This is a genomic window from Arthrobacter sp. efr-133-R2A-120 (assembly GCF_030209835.1).
In the GTDB taxonomy this organism is placed as follows: domain Bacteria; phylum Actinomycetota; class Actinomycetes; order Actinomycetales; family Micrococcaceae; genus Arthrobacter.
In genome coordinates, this window is sequence record NZ_JARVRF010000003.1 from 117,569 (window position 1) to 133,238 (window position 15,670).

At 65.2% G+C, this 15,670-nt stretch carries 14 protein-coding genes; 3 read left to right on the forward strand and 11 right to left on the reverse strand.

Annotated elements, in window-relative coordinates:
* Window positions 1-36 precede the first annotated feature (36 nt).
* The gene (locus QRN52_RS02425) at window positions 37-690 is read left to right on the forward strand and encodes a phosphoribosyltransferase (RefSeq protein WP_284751325.1); all 654 of its coding nucleotides are present in this window, start codon (window positions 37-39) and stop codon (window positions 688-690) included.
* A gap of 144 nt (window positions 691-834) precedes the next feature.
* On the opposite strand, the gene hpaB is transcribed toward QRN52_RS02425, so the two are convergent.
* Together hpaB and QRN52_RS02435 are read right to left on the reverse strand one after the other, a co-directional pair.
* Entirely contained in the window at window positions 835-2,289 is a 1,455-nt protein-coding gene (gene hpaB / locus QRN52_RS02430; RefSeq protein WP_284751187.1) for a 4-hydroxyphenylacetate 3-monooxygenase, oxygenase component, read from the reverse strand.
* Between the two features lie 64 nt (window positions 2,290-2,353).
* The gene (locus tag QRN52_RS02435) at window positions 2,354-2,890 is read right to left on the reverse strand and encodes a flavin reductase family protein (protein ID WP_284751188.1); all 537 of its coding nucleotides are present in this window, start codon (window positions 2,888-2,890) and stop codon (window positions 2,354-2,356) included.
* Between the two features lie 148 nt (window positions 2,891-3,038).
* On the opposite strand from QRN52_RS02435, the gene QRN52_RS02440 reads away from it, so the two are divergent.
* Window positions 3,039-3,773 (forward strand): IclR family transcriptional regulator, encoded by a 735-nt coding sequence (locus tag QRN52_RS02440; RefSeq protein WP_284751326.1) that lies wholly within the window; start codon window positions 3,039-3,041, stop codon window positions 3,771-3,773.
* A 159-nt stretch (window positions 3,774-3,932) separates the two neighbouring features.
* On the opposite strand, the gene QRN52_RS02445 is transcribed toward QRN52_RS02440, so the two are convergent.
* From QRN52_RS02445 to QRN52_RS02470, 6 genes are all read right to left on the reverse strand, one after another.
* Window positions 3,933-5,366, reverse strand: a complete 1,434-nt coding sequence (locus tag QRN52_RS02445) for an MFS transporter (RefSeq protein WP_284751189.1) — start codon at window positions 5,364-5,366, stop codon at window positions 3,933-3,935.
* A 135-nt stretch (window positions 5,367-5,501) separates the two neighbouring features.
* Window positions 5,502-8,522, reverse strand: a complete 3,021-nt coding sequence (locus QRN52_RS02450) for an AAA family ATPase (protein ID WP_284751190.1) — start codon at window positions 8,520-8,522, stop codon at window positions 5,502-5,504.
* Window positions 8,519-9,706: an exonuclease SbcCD subunit D gene (locus QRN52_RS02455; RefSeq protein ID WP_284751191.1), complete on the reverse strand. Its 1,188-nt coding sequence runs from the start codon at window positions 9,704-9,706 to the stop codon at window positions 8,519-8,521. Before QRN52_RS02455 ends, QRN52_RS02450 begins: the two co-directional genes overlap by 4 nt.
* 90 nt (window positions 9,707-9,796) lie before the next feature.
* The gene (locus QRN52_RS02460) at window positions 9,797-10,723 is read right to left on the reverse strand and encodes an MIP/aquaporin family protein (RefSeq protein WP_284751192.1); all 927 of its coding nucleotides are present in this window, start codon (window positions 10,721-10,723) and stop codon (window positions 9,797-9,799) included.
* A 142-nt stretch (window positions 10,724-10,865) separates the two neighbouring features.
* Window positions 10,866-11,216: a DUF202 domain-containing protein gene (locus tag QRN52_RS02465; protein WP_284751193.1), complete on the reverse strand. Its 351-nt coding sequence runs from the start codon at window positions 11,214-11,216 to the stop codon at window positions 10,866-10,868.
* Window positions 11,213-11,572 carry a YidH family protein gene (locus QRN52_RS02470; protein WP_284751194.1) on the reverse strand — a complete coding sequence of 120 codons (360 nt, stop codon included), beginning with the start codon at window positions 11,570-11,572 and terminating at the stop codon, window positions 11,213-11,215. The genes QRN52_RS02465 and QRN52_RS02470 overlap by 4 nt, the downstream gene beginning before the upstream one ends.
* Window positions 11,573-11,645: 73 nt before the next feature.
* On the opposite strand from QRN52_RS02470, the gene QRN52_RS02475 reads away from it, so the two are divergent.
* Window positions 11,646-12,725, forward strand: a complete 1,080-nt coding sequence (locus QRN52_RS02475; RefSeq protein ID WP_284751195.1) for an ADP-ribosylglycohydrolase family protein — start codon at window positions 11,646-11,648, stop codon at window positions 12,723-12,725.
* Between the two features lie 12 nt (window positions 12,726-12,737).
* Here the strand turns inward: QRN52_RS02475 and QRN52_RS02480 are convergent, their stop codons facing one another.
* The 3 genes from QRN52_RS02480 to QRN52_RS02490 form a co-directional block, all read right to left on the reverse strand.
* Entirely contained in the window at window positions 12,738-13,277 is a 540-nt protein-coding gene (locus QRN52_RS02480) for a DUF4395 domain-containing protein (protein ID WP_284751196.1), read from the reverse strand.
* Between the two features lie 66 nt (window positions 13,278-13,343).
* Complete coding sequence (locus QRN52_RS02485) at window positions 13,344-14,369, reverse strand: 3'-5' exonuclease (protein WP_284751197.1); 1,026 nt, start codon at window positions 14,367-14,369, stop codon at window positions 13,344-13,346.
* 9 nt (window positions 14,370-14,378) lie between these two features.
* On the reverse strand, window positions 14,379-15,644 hold the full coding sequence (locus QRN52_RS02490; protein ID WP_284751198.1) for an MFS transporter: 1,266 nt from the start codon (window positions 15,642-15,644) through the stop codon (window positions 14,379-14,381).
* Window positions 15,645-15,670: the final 26 nt, after the last annotated feature.

The following is a 15,670-nucleotide window of genomic DNA, read 5'->3' on the forward strand; positions in this document are numbered from 1 at the left end:
CTTGATTCAGCGCTGGATGACGTGGAAGTGGGACGAATGGGCATGCGCTTCAAGGACCGTGCGGACGCCGGACGCCGCGTGGCAGCAGGGCTTCCGCAGCTCCGGCAACGGCCGGACACCATCTTGTTGGGCCTCGCCCGCGGTGGGGTCCCTGTGGCGGCCACTGCCGCCGTCGAGCTCCTCCAGCCATACGGCGCCATCCTGGTGCGCAAACTCGGCATCCCTGGGCGTGAAGAAACAGCGTTCGGCGCCTTGGCTTGGTCCAATGGCAGGATCGTCCGCATCCTCAACCGGCCCCTCGGCGAACGAATGCTGCGGCACGGAATCACCCAGGCTTCGCTCGACGCTGTGGAGGTACGCGAGCGGGGAGAACTCCTGCGGCGAGTGAAGACCTACCCCGGTATCAACTTCGACCTCAAGGGCAAGACTGTGGTTCTTGTCGACGACGGACTCGCCACGGGCGCAACGATGCGCGCCGCCGTCGAGGCCGTACGCGCGGGCGGGGCGGCGACTGTGGTGGCGGCCGTCCCCGTGTCATCCATTGAAGCCCAAGCGTCCATCAGCCGGGTGTGCGATTTCATGATGTGCCTGCACACGCCAGGCAAGTTCCACGCCGTGGGCGCGTTCTACGAGCACTTCGAGCAATTGACCGACGACGACGCGGTGCGGCTTTTGGAGCAGGCGGGGTAATTCGCAAATTTGCCGGAGGGTTGCGGTTGTTCCATCCATACGTGAGCGAGCGTCGGAGAATTTCCAGCCATACGTGAGCGAGCGTCGGAGTGCGAACGACGACGGCGATAGCTCGCCGTCGTCGTCCTACGTGCCGTGGCGAGTTCAGTCCTTCCGCTCCAAGAACTCCCGCACCCGGGCACGGGCCGGCTCGCGGTCGTAGCTGTTCACGAGGGCGGCTGCCATGCGGACAGGGTCACCGAAGAAGAAGTACTCATACAGGGCCTGGCGCCCGGCGAACGCGGAAATGCTGGCATCGAAAGCGAGCTTGAAGAGGCGCACGCGCTCCGGCCCGGTCAACGTTTTCGCCTGCAGGTATAGCTCGATGTCCGGCAACGCGTCACTCGCCACGTCCGCTTCGCCTGGCAGCGCCATGAGGCCCGACGCCGAGAACTTCCGGATAATGGCGGGGAACCGCTGGGCAACCTTGGGGTACCAGTTGCGAGCCGCATTCAGGGTGGGCCAATGCGGCAAGAACACGCCATCCGGGCTTGGAGCTGCCTGGGCTTCGGCGGCCACCATGAGCGCCTTGCCGATTTCGACGGTCTCGATCAGCTCCGCGAGGTCCTCCTGGATGTGTTGGAATCCGTCAATCCCGATCGATGCCGCGATCTCCGAGGCCAGGCCGAGGAAGAACTCGCTCTTCGCGATGGTCCTCGTGACCACCTGGTGGGTCATGAGGGCGCCGGCACCGGTCTCGGAGTAGAAGGCGTTGCACAGTTCAGGATGCCCGAGCATGAAGATGCGCTCGTTCGGCACGAACACGTGGTCGAAAACGACGACGGCGTCCATCTCCTCGAAGCGGCTCGCGAGCGGCTCGTCGTGGGTGCCTCCGCCGTTGTAGAGCGAGGTCCGGCACAGATAACGCATGCCCGGCGCATCGTTCGGGAGGGCGAACGCGTAAGAGTAGGGAGCATCTTCCGGCGTCGAGCGCAGGAGCGTCGAAGGGAACACGAGAAGCTCGTCGGCGATCGGTGCGATCGTGGCGAGCATACGCGCGCCGTGGACCACGATGCCGTCTTCCCGCTCCTCGACGACCCTCGCGGAGAGCTGCCCGCCGAGCTGTTCGGAACCTGACACCGAACGGTTGACTTGCGGCGGGATCAGCGTGTGCGTTGCAAGGAGATCGTTCTCGCGGCAATGCTCGTAGTATTTGCGGATGTTTTCGCCGAACATCGGATCGGCCTGGGCAAACCATTTTTCTGCGGCCGCGAGCGCCGTGAGGGCGCCGTTCATGTAGTCACCCGTCCGGCCCAGGAACCCAAGGGAGTACTCCGCCCAGGTGCGGATCGCTGCATGCCGATGTTCGAGGTCTTCCTTGCTGCGCGGCACGAGGAACGAGGCACTCACCCGGTCACCCGTCGTCGGGGACTCGTAGGTGAGGGCGTCCGCATACTTCGGGTCATGCTGCATGTCGAAGAGCTTCGCGTACGTGCGGGCCACGTTCCTGAAGGACGGGTGGTCGGCGATCTTCTCGGTGACCATTTCGCCGTCGATCAGGACGTGGGGGTTCATCGAGTTGAGCTTGTCCAGGTACTGCTGTCCGGTCCGGATTCCCATGGTTGTCTCCAATGATGGTTGAGCTGAAACGGCATACGGATGCGGCGCCGACGGGCGCCGGCAACTACAGAAGATCCTCCATTCCCAATTGGCTTTCCGGGATAGTGGTGAAAGAGCTGTTGGCGAACGCGAGCGCGTCGCCGCTGCGGTAGTTGAAGTCCGCCACTTCACCCAGGTAGAGGGTGTGGTCTCCGCCGTCGTAAGCCGCCCAGGGCGTGCATTCGAAATAAGCAAGGACGTTGGATAGCCGGGGCGCCGTGTCGCCTTCTACCCAAAGGGGCTCGGGCCCGGGTCGGCCCGAGAAATGCAGGGCGAGTTGCTTCTGTTCGGCGCCCAGGATATTGACGCTGAAGGGGCGCCCGGCCAGCTCATCGTGGGCTTTGGCGTTGCGGGCGATGCTGACCAGGACCAGCGGCGGTTCCATGGATACGGCGGTAAAGGAGTTGACGGTAATACCGTGCCGCTTGGTGGCGCCGTCGAACGTCACGATGGCGACACCTGTGGCGAAGCGGCCCAGGCTGCCGCGGAAATGATGTGCCCGCGGCCGCGAAGTGCGGCTCAAGGGACCGGGCTCCGCATTGTGGCTGGACTTGGCAATCATCGTTGATTCCTGGCTGGCGATTGTTCTATATGTGAATTTGTTCTATATTTGAATAACAAATTCTCATACAGAACCATAGTCTCTTGTGAGTGACAGCACAAGACGGCGGGCCGGTCGCGTTAGGCCCCAACATAGGATGGAGCGCATGATGTCTCCCAGCGCCGCGAAAAGTCTGCAGGGCACGACCGCGACGGTCTCGCCGTCGCAGACCCTCTCCCGCGGAATCCAGGCCCTCGAAATCCTGGCGGCAGCCGAGGCCCCGTTGACCATTGCAGAACTCGCCGGCGCCCTGCGCGTTCATCGCTCGGTGGCCTACCGGATCCTTCGCACGCTGGAGGATCATTCCCTGCTAGTGCGCGACGACGCCGGCCGCGTTCAGCCCGGTCCCGGCCTTGCGGTGCTGGCCCGGGGTGTCTCCCGCGACCTCCAGACGGCCGCCCTCCCGGAACTGACCCAGCTTGCCAACGCCCTGAACATGACGGCATTCGTAGCGGTCTGGGATCATCAGGACTGCGTCACGCTGGTCACGGTCGAGCCCCGCCACTCAGCCGCGACCCTGGCACAGCATCCCGGCACACGCCACCCTGTGAATACCGGGGCGCCTGGAATCGCGATCCAATCCACCATGAGCGAAGAGGAATGGTCCGCCCGCGCTCCGGGCCTGCCCTATCGACCGGAAGCGGCAGAAGCGCGCCGGCTCGGCTACGCCGCGAGCCACGACGAAGTCATCGCCGGCTTGTCATCCTTGGCCGCCCCGATCCGGGTGCCGGGCGGGCGGCCCGCCGCGATCGCCGTCGTCTACATCCGCCGCGAACAGGACCAGGCCGCCGTCGGCGAAGCACTGGCGGCGAGCGCGGCCCGGATAGAGTCCCAACTGGCGTAAGGACCCGTCCCTTGGACCCCTGAGCCTTCACGCTTTGATGCGTGCGTTCGTCCGGTTTCTTCCAACGCTCGCTCACTTATAGGGCCAAACCCGGGAACCATCTCGCAGATGATCTGAGCGAGGGTTCCCAAAAAATGGCCCATAAATGAGCGAGCGTCGTTATGGTTGCGTGCTTGGCCTGCGCCGGAGGACCAGCCCGGCAACGATGCCGAGCACCAGAAGCGCACCCGAAGCGGACGTGGACACCACAAATGCGGCGCCGGGTCCTTGGGTCTGGGCCAACTGGCCGGCAAGGTAGGCGCCCAGCGCCGTACCTGCCACGATGCCGCTCGCCAGGGCCGTCATGACCGTCGCCATCCGGCCGGCCGGTGCCACGACTCCCCCGATACTGAAGACCGTCACCATGACGGGTCCCACGGGAATTCCGAGCACCAACAGAACGACGGCCATCGGCCAGATCCCGGCGGGAAGGAACAACAGGAGGGAGAACGCCGTCATCGCGGCCGCGGCGAGCACCCAACGGATGGTCAGTCCGAAGCGCTGCGGCCAATAGGCAACAGACAGCGCAGCGACGGCGGAGCTCAGGCCCATGACGGAATACATCAGCCCCGCAATTTCCGCCGTGGCGAACTGGGCGGAGAAAGCGCTCAACGCATTCTGGGTTGCACCAAAGAATGTTCCCATGCAGACCATGGCCAGCACCGGAACGGCGACCTTTAGCCAGGCCAATGAACGGACCCTTGACTGCTGCTCTGCAGGGACGCTCCCGACGGCGGTGCGCGCCTTGCGCTTTGCCGGCACCACAGCCAATTGTGAGGGATGGACGGCGAAAGCCGGCACGAGGGTGGCCGTAAGGACCGCCGCCAATGCGAGCGGAAGCCAAGGCGCTACGAGGCTCGCCAGAATGCCGACCAGCGCCGGACCGAGGACGAAAGTGATCTCGTCCGCGGTTCCCTCGTAGGACAAAGCGGTGTCGAGGTCTGCGCGGCTGGATGCCACGCTTCCAGAAGCGGCGGCATTGGCCCCGGTTCCGGGGATCGAATTCCGGGTGTTCAGGTTCCTAGTGGTCAGTGCCATCCAACGGACACGGGCCATGGGCCCCACCTGCGGGCAACTCGCCCCGGCGAGGAACGCTGTCACCAATATGGCAATCGCGTCCGTGGGGGTGTTGAAATCTGGCGTCAGGTACGCCGCAACGAGCAATGCGATGACTGTCATGGCGTTGACAGCAGCGGCCACGAGCAGAACCGGGCGCTGGCCTGAGCGGTCGGCGAGCGAGCCGAGCACCGGCGCGCCCAAGGCCGATCCGATTCCGACTGCTCCGGCAGCCAGGCCGCCGATAGCGTAAGAATGACTGACGGCCGTGACCAGCGTGAGGGTGCCGACGGTCAGCATGGCAAGGGGCAGCCTCGCAAAGAGTCCCAGCGGGAGGAAGCTCCGGCCAGCGAGCTCGGGCAAGCGGGCGAAGCGCCCAGGTAGACGCGAGCGACGGGGCTCCGCCGACGGGGACTGGGCCGACGGTGGCGCAGAAGGAAATTCAGGGTGAGGCTTAAGTGCGGTGTTCGCCGCGGGGTTCTGTGGGGAGGAGCTCATGATTCCGGGTTCGCTGAATGGTGCGCATCGTCCCTCCTCCCGATGCGCGCGACCCGGTGTAACCCTCCAAGTCTACCGGACGGCTGCGCCTGCTCCAGCGGGCCGCATACACGAGCCCGCAGCCTGAACCGGTGTCTAGGCTGCCGCGGCGTCGACGATTCGCACGGTGGAACCGTTCCGGTTTTTGATCACTTGCAGCTGGCTGCTGATCCTCTGTTTCATCTCGGCAACGTGGCTGACCAGTCCGACGACCCTGCCGCCGTCGCGCAGTCCCTCCAGTGCATCCATGACCTGCTCAAGGGATTGCTCGTCAAGGCTCCCGAAACCCTCATCCACGAACAAGGTTTCGATGTCTACACCGCCGGCCTCCTGTTGGACCACATCCGCGAGCCCCAGGGCCAACGCGAGCGAAGCCATGAACGACTCCCCTCCGGACAGGGTTGCGGTGTCCCGCCGCTGGCCTGTCCACTCATCCACGACTTCCAGTCCCAGACCGGATTTGGCGCCCCGGGCAGCCTTGGCGTCCGTGTGCTGCAGGGTGTATCGGCCATCGCTCATGGCGATAAGCCGCTGCGACGCCGCCGCCGCGACCTGTTCGAGGCGGGCAGCGAGGACATAGCTGTTGAGGCTCATCTTGTAGCCGTTATCGCCTGCTCCCCTGGCGGTTTCAGCGAGCTCGTTGAGTACCCGGGCGCGTTCACGGGGGCCGCGCCCGGATGCCGCAGCGTCTTCGTACTGTGAGCGGATCGCCGCCAGGCTGGTCATCGTCCTGGCAGCGAGTCCCGCAGCTAGATCCAGCCGGCGGGCCGTTTCTTCCGTTTGTCCGGCCTCCTGTTCCAGGGCGGCGAGCTCGACGGCGGTCAGGGGCACCTCGCCGATCTGCGCTTCCTTGGCAGCGAGCACGAGTTCCTCGGACTCGAAGAGCTCCGCGAGTCGGGCGCTCTCGGTCTCCGCGGCCCTGATGGTTTCATCGAGCCTCGCGGCATGCTGCTCGTCGAGGATTTCGAGCCGCGCGGCCTCTGCGGTGTCGAATCCGTTCGCCGACAGGGCGGTTTCCAAGGCTGTGGAAGCATCATCCGAAGCCTCCCGGGCACGTTCCAACTGCACTCCCGCGGCCACAGCGGACTGCAGGAGCTCGCGTTGCCCGGTCAATGCCTCAATCCGCTCGCGCAGTGTGTCGAAGCCATCACGAAGGCCGCGAAGCAAGGTCTCCAGGGACTCGCGTTGTTCGTCGAGCAGGACCATGGAGGACGCAGCCTGCGCCGCGGCGGTGTCCTCCTGGACTTGCTCTTCCTCCAAGCGGGCAATGCGCTCCGCCGCGCGTGCAAGGTCGGTCTTGCCCCGTTTGAGCCCGTCGACAGCGGAACGTGCCGAGGCCAGGGCGTCTCTGGCTACGGCCTCCGCCGAAGCGGCTTCCTTCGGATCGATGTCTCCGCCTTGGGCGGCGAGCACGGCAACTTCCTGCTCGGCGGACGCGAGCTCGGCCGCCGCCTGCAACAGTTCGTGCTCGCTCTCGTCATAGCGTTCATGGGCGGATTGCTCTTCCTCGGCAAGGGCCAAGGCGGTTAGCCCGGCTGGCGCCGGAGACGGGTGTTCGGAGCTTCCGCAGACGGGGCATGCTTCGCCGTCGTGCAGCTTTGCGGCGAGTTCGGCAGCGGCATTGGCCAGCCGGGATTCGCGGAGATCCAGCCAGAGTTGCCGGAGGTCCTGGGAGAGGGCCCGGGCCAACGCGTGGCGCTTCACTGCCGCGGACTGGGAATCAAGGGCGGTTGTGTAACGGGCTACGGTTTTGACCGTGTTCTGCGCTGCTGCAGCTTCGCTTTCGCGGAGGGGCAGCTCCACAGCGGCCGCTTCCAGCGGGACCAACTCGCCTTCCAAGGCAGCCGCCTCCGCGCGAAGACCGGCCAATGCGACGGACCGCGCTGCTTTGGCCGACTCCCGTTGTCCTGCCGCCAGCTCAAGCGCGTCAAGCCTGGCAGTGATGTCCTCGAGCTTCTGTTCGTCCCCGACACGGGCCTCCACAATGGCCATCGTTTCTTGAATCCTGGCCAGGGACGCTCCGGGGTCGCTTGCGTCCAGAGAGGCGGCAAGAAGCTTCGCCGTCGCCGACTCCGCCTTCGCGCCCGCGAGGTCTAAGGCCTTCGCGGCGCGGTCGACGGCGTTGAGCTGTCCGCCGAGGACGGCGGCTTTGCGGTGGCGTCCAAGCCGCTCGCGGAATTCCTGCACTTCAGCCGCACGTGTGGCGAGGACTTCGCGCCGGCGCGTGGCGGCGTCGAGCTTCGCGTGCCGTTGAACCCGTTCCCGGGCGGAGCTGAGTTTGTCTGCCAGCTGAAGCCGGACGGCATCGGCAGAGATTGCAGCTTGCTGCCGCTCCAAAGATTCGGCCCGGGCCCGGGCCTCGAGGGTCCCTAGCCGGAGTTCGGGCGTGGACTCGTTGGATCCTGCGTCATCGAGACCCGGATCGCTGGCTTCTTCGATGCCCAGTTGCGCGTACTCTGACTCCGCCCGCTGCACGAGAAGCTGAAGTCCGTGCTGGTTGTCCTGCACTTTTGCTCGCGCGGCGTTTGCCTGGAGTACCAACTGCTGCTCGATCGCTTCAAAACGCTGGGTTCCGAAGAGTTTCTGCAGGAGATCCAGCCGGTCGGAAGCCTTGGAACGCAGGAAAGCCGCGAAGTCTCCCTGCGGGAGCATGACCACCCTGGTGAACTGTTCCCGGTCCATGCCCAGGACGTCACCGATTTCCATGCCGGCTTCGTCGTTGCGGGAAGTCTTTTCTTCCCACAAACCATTGACCCGTTCGCGCAGTAGCGTTTTGGCCTGCTGCGTGGTGAATCCCTTGCGTCCACGGGCGCTTGGCCGGTCCCATGCCGGGGAGCGGGTGACCTCGAAGCGCCTGCCGCGCGCCGAGAATTCGCAGACCACCCGGGGCTCCGCAGCCGGTTCCGCGTGGTCGCTCCGCAGGCGTTTGCCGTCCTGGCGGGCGCCCGGCACCGAGCCATACAAGGCAAAGCAGATAGCGTCGAGCACGCTCGTCTTTCCCGCGCCGGTGGCGCCATTCAAGAGGAACAGGCCCTGGGCACCCAGCTGGTCGAAATCGATTGACTGAAGCCCGGCAAACGGACCGAAAGCCTCAATTTCAAGGCGGTGGATTCTCACAGCTCTGCTCCTTCCAGCCGGACCGATTCCAGGGCTTCACGAAGGGCGGAAAGTTCAGTGTCGTCAGCGGGCCTCCCGCGCACATGGTCGAGGAAGCCGCAGCAAACACCAAGATCGTCCTCTGCCTCTGCAAGCCTGCTGCTGTAACTGGCTTTGACCTTTCCCGCGGCGTCTTCAGGGTCAAAACCCAGCACCAGCGTGTCCGGGAAACGGGCACGGAGCTGTTCCATAGCCTGCGCCGGCCGCGAGGAGTCCGTGAGGGTGACTTGGCAATACGCAGTCTCGGCCCAGGAATATTCCTCCGATTCCAAAAGCTCAGCGAGCTTCCCCCGGAGAATGGCCAGCTCCCGTGGAGCTCTCCATAGAACTTCCTCGACGCTCTCAACACCGTTGACGCCGACATCAATCAGCCATGCACCCTTCCGATGCTTGGCCTCCGAGAACGAGTACGCCAGCGGCGAACCTGAATAGCGGACGTGCTCCGAAAGTTCCTGTCGCCCGTGCAGATGTCCGAGGGCCGTGTAGCCGAAGCCATCGAAGAGATCCAGGGGCACTGCCCCCAAACCGCCGATGCTCAAATCGCGTTCGCTGTCCGAGGTGATGCCGCCGCTCGCGAAGGTATGTGCCAGCACAACCGAGTGCACCGGCCCTGCTTCGCTTCTCCGGGCAATGTCCTCACGGATGAGCTGGACCGCGGCCTGCGTGACGTCAAAGTGGCTCGGTGTTTGGGTACCGAGCCGTTCGGCGACAAGCCGCGGTTCAAGGTACGGAATCCCATAGACGGCAAGCACGGGCGCACCCGGCTGAGCCGCGCCGTCCTCGCCATCCAGCGGAAACAGGACAGGGGAATCGAGATCCTCTACCCGGGTCCGCAAATGGACTCCCCCGCGCTCCAGCAGGCGTGAGGCGAAACCAAGGCGGATCGCGGAATCGTGGTTGCCGCTTGTCAGGACCACCTTGGCTCCGGCATCCGTGATCCGCACGAGGGCGTCGTCGAGAAGCTTCACGACATCCAGGCCGGGCAGCGCACGGTCGTAGACGTCCCCGGCAATCAAGACGACGTCCACCGACTGTTCCCGAACGACTGCCAGCAATTGCTCGATGAAATTGCGCTGGGCGTCAAGCATCCCGACGCCATGGAACGAGCGTCCCAGATGCCAATCCGAAGTGTGCAAAAGCCTCATGTTTTCAAGCTAACTGGAGGCACCGACATTATTGGCGCGGCGCGGCGGCACCGGCCTTAACATGGGCTTCCGGGCAGCTGAATTCCTGCGTCAGTCCCGCTTGCCGTCGAAGAATTCACGGGCGGGGTCGCCGTTGGGCTTCGCTTCGACGGGCGTCGCGGCGGGCGCAGCAGCCGGCGTGGAAACTTCGGCCGCACTTTCCGGGGCAGCAGCTTCAGCGTCGTCGTCGGACTTTTCGTCCCAGCCGTCGGCCGGCAACGGTTCTTCGACCTCAGGCACGGCCGCCGGAGCAGTTTCGCCGAAGCCGCGGAAGATGAGGCCTGCGACCGCCGCGCCCACCACAGGCGCGACCCAGAAGAGCCAGAGCTGCTCCACTGCCCAGCTCGAGCTGAAGATGGCGGAGGCGGTGGCACGTGCGGGGTTGAAGGCAAGGTTGCCGGTGGATTGGCCCAGCTGCAGCAGGACTGCGACTGTCAGGCCGACGGCGAACGGTGCTGCGATTTTGCCGGGATTGCGACGCGCGGTGGCGCCCAGGAAGACACCCACGAGGAGCGCAGCACCCAGGATCTCTATGAGCATCACGCCGGTGACGGGAACCTGGAAGCTCGAATGCGTACCGAAGCCGGAGGTTGCCGTGTCAAAGACGGTCCGGCTGTCAGTGATCCCGGGAACGGTTCGGACGACGGCGAAAATCGCCAACGCGCCCAGCAAGCCGCCCACAATCTGGGCCCCAACGTACGCGGCCCCATCCACAAGCTTCATCCGGCCGGCAACCAGGTGACCAACCGTGATGGCCGGGTTGAAGTGCCCGCCCGACAAGTAACCGAAGGCGAGCATGGCAGCAGTAACGGTCAGACCGCTGGCCAATGAGGCCGGCATCGGAACCGCCTGGGGGTTGATGAAGATCAGCACGCCCAAGCCAATAACCACAAGGAACAGCGTCCCCAGAGCTTCAGCGGACGCCCGGGCTAGGAGCCGGGATCCGCGGGAGGAGGGAGCGGACACAGTTGTGGTCATGTCGAGGGATTCCTTTGTTCGAAGTTCGGGTGGTCTGTTGCGGAGGCGAGCACTCCTGGCACGGCAAGAAGCCCTGCAGCGGACCGCACTCTTGCCCCGCAGCATCCTGTCAGCCGAGTCTGGGCGCTTCCTGAATCCGAGCCTAGCCGCCCAACGCGATTGCGGCGACCGCAGCGCAGGCGAGCGCGATGATGGACAGGGCGCTCGCAAGCATCAAGATAGCCGACGCTTCCTCCGCGCCATGGTGCAACTGATGGGACCTGACCCAAACAACGGAGCCCAGGACGATCGTCGCAGCGGCGGCCGTCAAGGCGCAGATTCCCTGATAATCGAGCCCCGGTATCCCGGTGGGCAGTTGCCCCGCGCCGGACTTGGCCGTCAACCACCGGCGCCAGATGAAGAGGTCCACCACGAGAAGCGAAATCAGGGTCCGCCGCCAAGCCAGCGTGGTGCGCTCCGGTTGCAGCCCCCGATCCCTGGCTTCAATGCTCAACGCGCCACCAGGATCAGCACGGCAAAGGTGAACGCTGCCACGGCAACCACGATCGTCATCAGCAGCATGACCCGTGAGAACGGCAGGGCTTCGTCGTTGCGCATGGCCGCCTCCATCTGCGCCCACCGGCGGTAGGCAAGCGTCGCGAGGCCGGCGCCGATCATGGAAAGCACGACGCACAAGACAATGCGCACGGGCTGCGGCGCGATGTTCGGGGCGAGCTGATCGATAGCGACGGCACCAGCCAGCAGCGCCAAGGAAGTACGGATCCAGGCGAGGAAGGTGCGCTCATTCGCGAGCGAGAATCTGTAGTCCGGGGTCTTTCCGGTTTTCCGCCACGCGGGTTCACGCATCATGCCTCCTGGTTCACGAGCCACCGTATCAGCGGGCAGGTGAAGGCCAGCGATGCAGCCACGGTAAATTACCACTATGACTGCTGAACCGTCCCCCTCCACCATGCCGTCCTTCGAGTCCCGGGTTCACGGCTGCCTGCTGGGAGGCGCCTTGGGTGATTCGCTCGGCTACGCCGTGGAGTTCGACGACGTAGCCACCATCCGTTCCCGCTTCGGCGCCGCGGGCCTCACCTCTTTTGGCCAGCTCGACGGCGGCAGCCACTTTTCGGACGACACCCAGATGACGCTGTACACCGTTGACGGCCTCGTGGAAGCCCTCGAGTGGGCCAACGACGGCGTAGCAGCTGATGAAACGGCGTGCCTGTGGCTCGCCTACCTGCGATGGCTCGCTACGCAGGGTGTGGCGTTGCCTGCGTCTGCTCCCGCTCCCCAGCCGCGGTGGATCGACAGCCAGGAGGTACTCCGGCACCGCAGGCATCCGGGCAAAGCGTGCCTGAGCGGGCTCGCTACGGGCCAGATGGGGACCAAGTTCCGGCCCGTCAATCCGGAATCCAAAGGCTGCGGCACGGTCATGCGGTCCGCTCCGTTTGGCCTTGTCCCGCATATTTCCGAGGCCGCAGTCTACAAGCTGAGCACGGATGCCGCGTCTTTGACCCACGGACACCCTTCGGCGCGGCAAAGCGCGGGTGCCTTCAGCGTGCTCGTGCACAAGGTGACCGCGGGCTCGGATGTGCGGACTGCGGCTGAGCATGCCTTGAGCGTGGTGTCAGCACTGCCGGATCCAGATCCCGAGCTCCTAGGGCGCCTCCGGGAGGCGCTGGAACTGTCTTCCACCGGCACGCTGCTCAGCCCGGAAGAACTCACCGCGCAACTAGGCGAGGGCTGGGTCGCGGAGGAGGCACTCGCCGTCGGGCTCTACGCGGTGCTGGCAACCGCGGCAGAAGCTCAGCGCGATCCGGCCGCCCATTTCCGCCAGGCCATAGCGGTGGCGCTGAACCACAGCGGTGACAGCGACTCCACCGCGTCGATCGCCGGCAATATCCTCGGGGCACTCCATGGGGAAGAGGCACTGCCCTCGGACTGGCTTGAAGCCCTTGAAGCCCCTGAGGTCATCCGCGGGATGGCGCAACGGCTCATCGCCGTCACGGTGGGCTAAGAGCCAAACGGTTCAAAGCCTGCGAAGCGCAATGTTGTTGCACGCTTCGCAGACGTCCTCGGGGATGAGGCCGTGCCTCTGCAGGAACCCGAAAATGGCGCAGCCCAGGCAGAATCCCACAAACGATTCGAGGGACGCCGCGACGATCAGCAAGGCGAGCAGGATCCAGGCACCTGAAGCGAAACCGGCGAAGAACAGGACCACGGCCGCGGTGCTGAGCACCGCGCCGATTCCCTGCGCGAAACGCTTGGGCGGCCCCGGGACAAGTTTGGCAGGACCCACCCTGGGTGCCAGGACTTTGACGGATAGCAAGGCGAACGGCGAGATCCTCGGCCCGAACAACACCCGCAGCCAGAAGCCGGCGGCGATCAACACGAGTCCCCAGCCGAGGCCGCTCACGAGGGTGGCCACTGCCGCAACAACCACCAGGCCGGCCGTGATCCTCGCGGCGTACTCATTGACCGGATTGGGGAAAGCGAAGACGGCGCGCCATCCAGTGGGTGCGGGAGCTGCGGTCAACCCTGCAGTGCCGGCCTGTTTTCCCTGTGTCATGGCTCAAGGCTAGGAGCGCCGCGACACAACGGGAAGCTTTGTTGCTCCGTGTGAAATTCGACGTGGCTAGCGTCCGCCGACCATCTGCAGGAACTCCCCCTCGGACAGCACCTCGATCTGCTGGCCGCGGCTGTGCAACTCCAGGACCCTTTTGGCTTTGCCGGTGAGGCGACCGTTCCGGAGATCGCCGGCTACAAAGCCGTCGCCCACCACGAGGACCGTGGTCCTCCCGGTCACGCGGCTCTCCGGACGCGCACCCATCTCCGCTGCCCGCTGTTTCGCTTCCGGCCGGGCAATCGCAAGCTCACCTGTGAAGACGACGGTCTGCCCGAACAGGGGGTGGCCCGGTTCCGCTGCAGGGTTGGGCTCCGGATTGGTGCCTTCTTCAGGCCAATTGCTCCAGGCGCGTCCAAGCTGGCCGGCGCCATTCCCGACGCCGGCCCGGCCGGCGACCGCGTCGCGCACTCCACCGACGCCCGCGAGCGCAGCGAGCGTTTGTTTGGACAGTCCGTCTCCTGGCTGGAATGCCTGCTGTTTGGGAATGGCCAGGCCGAGGGACAAGTACAGCTCGGCGATGCTGTTGGCGTTGTTCCTCTGCGCGATGTCCACCAGGATTCCGGCGCAGGCCCGGGCGTCCTCCGCGGCGTCGTGATGGTTCACGAGGGGCACGCCCGCCTCCTCTGCCGCGTAGGGCAAGGAATTGGATACCAAGGAGTAGCAGCGCCGGGACAACATCACCGTGCAGACGTACTCGTATGCGGGGCCAGGCAGGCCGGAAACTTCGAGTCCGGAACGGATGACGCCCAGATCGAACGCCGCATTGTGGGCGGCAAGGATGTCTCCGCCGATGAAAGCCCCGATTTCAGGGAAGAGTTCGCCAAAGCGTGGAGCGCCGGCGACGTCCTCGGCGCGAATGCCGTGGATCCGCGTGTTGTGGTACTCGAAGTGGTCGTGGTTTTCCGGCGGCCGCATGAGCCATGAAGCTTCCTCCACCACGACGCCGCCGCGGACCTTGCTCAGCCCGACCGAGCACGGAGAACCCCTGAAGCCGTTCGCAGTTTCAAAGTCGATCGCCGTAAAGTCCAATGCCACTGGTCAAGGTTACAGGTGGACTGGTGAAGTGCGTGCTTCCCGGGGACCGGCGGGGTAGCCGCCGCGGCGGCTGGCCAGGATGATTGCGAGCGCTGCCGCCGTCGGGACGGCTGCGGCTAGCGGCACCCACAGCGCGCCGACAGTGGTCAGGGCCAGGGCGCCATATCCGGCGCCGACGGCGATGCCCAGTTGAATGGTCACCACGGTCAAGCCGTTCGCGGCGTCCCTGTGTTCTCCGCCGGCGCGAAGGATTGCTGCCTGGTTGTAGATGCCGATGGCCCCGAAGGCGGTACCCCACACGGTCACCAGCACGAGCTCGCCCACCCACGTGCCGCCAAGCAGCGGCAAGAGGCCGAAGGCCAGCACGAGCAGGGCGACCGCGGAAATCAGGGAGCGCCGCGGATGGGAATCGGCAGTGAGACCCGCGATCCAGATCCCCACGAGGCTGGCAGTCCCCACCACGGACAGGGAAATGCTCGTGAAGGCATCCGGCAGGCCGGAGACGTGGAGGAACGGCGCGATGTAGGTGAAGAGGGTGAAGTGACCCAAAAGCAAGAGCGGCCAGGCTGTGGCCACCGCGATCACGCCAGGCAGCTTCAGTGCTCCGCGAAGAGTCGGTGTCGTATTGCTGTCCTCGTCGTGAGCGGAGGGGAGCACCCAAACGGCCAGCAACGCGAGAACCGCACCGACTCCGGCCAGGATAAGGAAGGAAACCCGCCATGTAAGCACCGAGCCCATGAGCGTGCCGATCGGAGCGCCGACAGCCAGCGCGATGCTGTTGCCGCTGAAGACCACGGCCATTGCTTTTCCGACGGAGTGCGACGGAACGATCCTGGCAACGTAGGGGGCCATGCTTGACCACAGCATCCCGTGGGCCACACCCCCGAGGAGCCTCGCGGCAACTGCGAAGCCCAGGCTCGGGCTGGAAGCCAACAGCACGTTGCTTAGGGCGAACGCGAGCACCGTGCCGATCAACAACCCCTTGCGCGGGACCCGTCCGCCGAGCAGCCTCGACAAGGGAAGCGCTGTAAACACGATGACTGCTGCATAGGCGGCAGTCAGGGAACCTACGGCCGCCTCATCTACTCCCAGGTCCCGGCTGATCTGGGGCAGTAGTCCGGACGGGAGGAGTTCGGTGGTAACGGCAGTGAAACCTGCCGCGGCGAGGATCAGAAGACCTCCCCACGGGAACACCGGGGCTGGCCCGGCGGCGACCTTCGCCGGTGTCCTGGATATGGCTACGTCTCGCTTCAACAGTTCTTCCTCGTCACTCATGTTCAGTTAGGTGCGGACGCAGAAGT

Coding starts and splice junctions, on each gene's coding strand:
- QRN52_RS02425 (WP_284751325.1), top strand. CDS start 37: ATGGGCATGCGCTTCAAGGACCGTGCGGACGCCGGACGCCGCGTGGCA.
- hpaB (WP_284751187.1), bottom strand. CDS start 2,289: ATGGGAATCCGGACCGGACAGCAGTACCTGGACAAGCTCAACTCGATG.
- QRN52_RS02435 (WP_284751188.1), bottom strand. CDS start 2,890: ATGATTGCCAAGTCCAGCCACAATGCGGAGCCCGGTCCCTTGAGCCGC.
- QRN52_RS02440 (WP_284751326.1), top strand. CDS start 3,039: ATGTCTCCCAGCGCCGCGAAAAGTCTGCAGGGCACGACCGCGACGGTC.
- QRN52_RS02445 (WP_284751189.1), bottom strand. CDS start 5,366: ATGAGCTCCTCCCCACAGAACCCCGCGGCGAACACCGCACTTAAGCCT.
- QRN52_RS02455 (WP_284751191.1), bottom strand. CDS start 9,706: ATGAGGCTTTTGCACACTTCGGATTGGCATCTGGGACGCTCGTTCCAT.
- QRN52_RS02460 (WP_284751192.1), bottom strand. CDS start 10,723: ATGACCACAACTGTGTCCGCTCCCTCCTCCCGCGGATCCCGGCTCCTA.
- QRN52_RS02470 (WP_284751194.1), bottom strand. CDS start 11,572: ATGATGCGTGAACCCGCGTGGCGGAAAACCGGAAAGACCCCGGACTAC.
- QRN52_RS02475 (WP_284751195.1), top strand. CDS start 11,646: ATGACTGCTGAACCGTCCCCCTCCACCATGCCGTCCTTCGAGTCCCGG.
- QRN52_RS02480 (WP_284751196.1), bottom strand. CDS start 13,277: ATGACACAGGGAAAACAGGCCGGCACTGCAGGGTTGACCGCAGCTCCC.
- QRN52_RS02490 (WP_284751198.1), bottom strand. CDS start 15,644: ATGAGTGACGAGGAAGAACTGTTGAAGCGAGACGTAGCCATATCCAGG.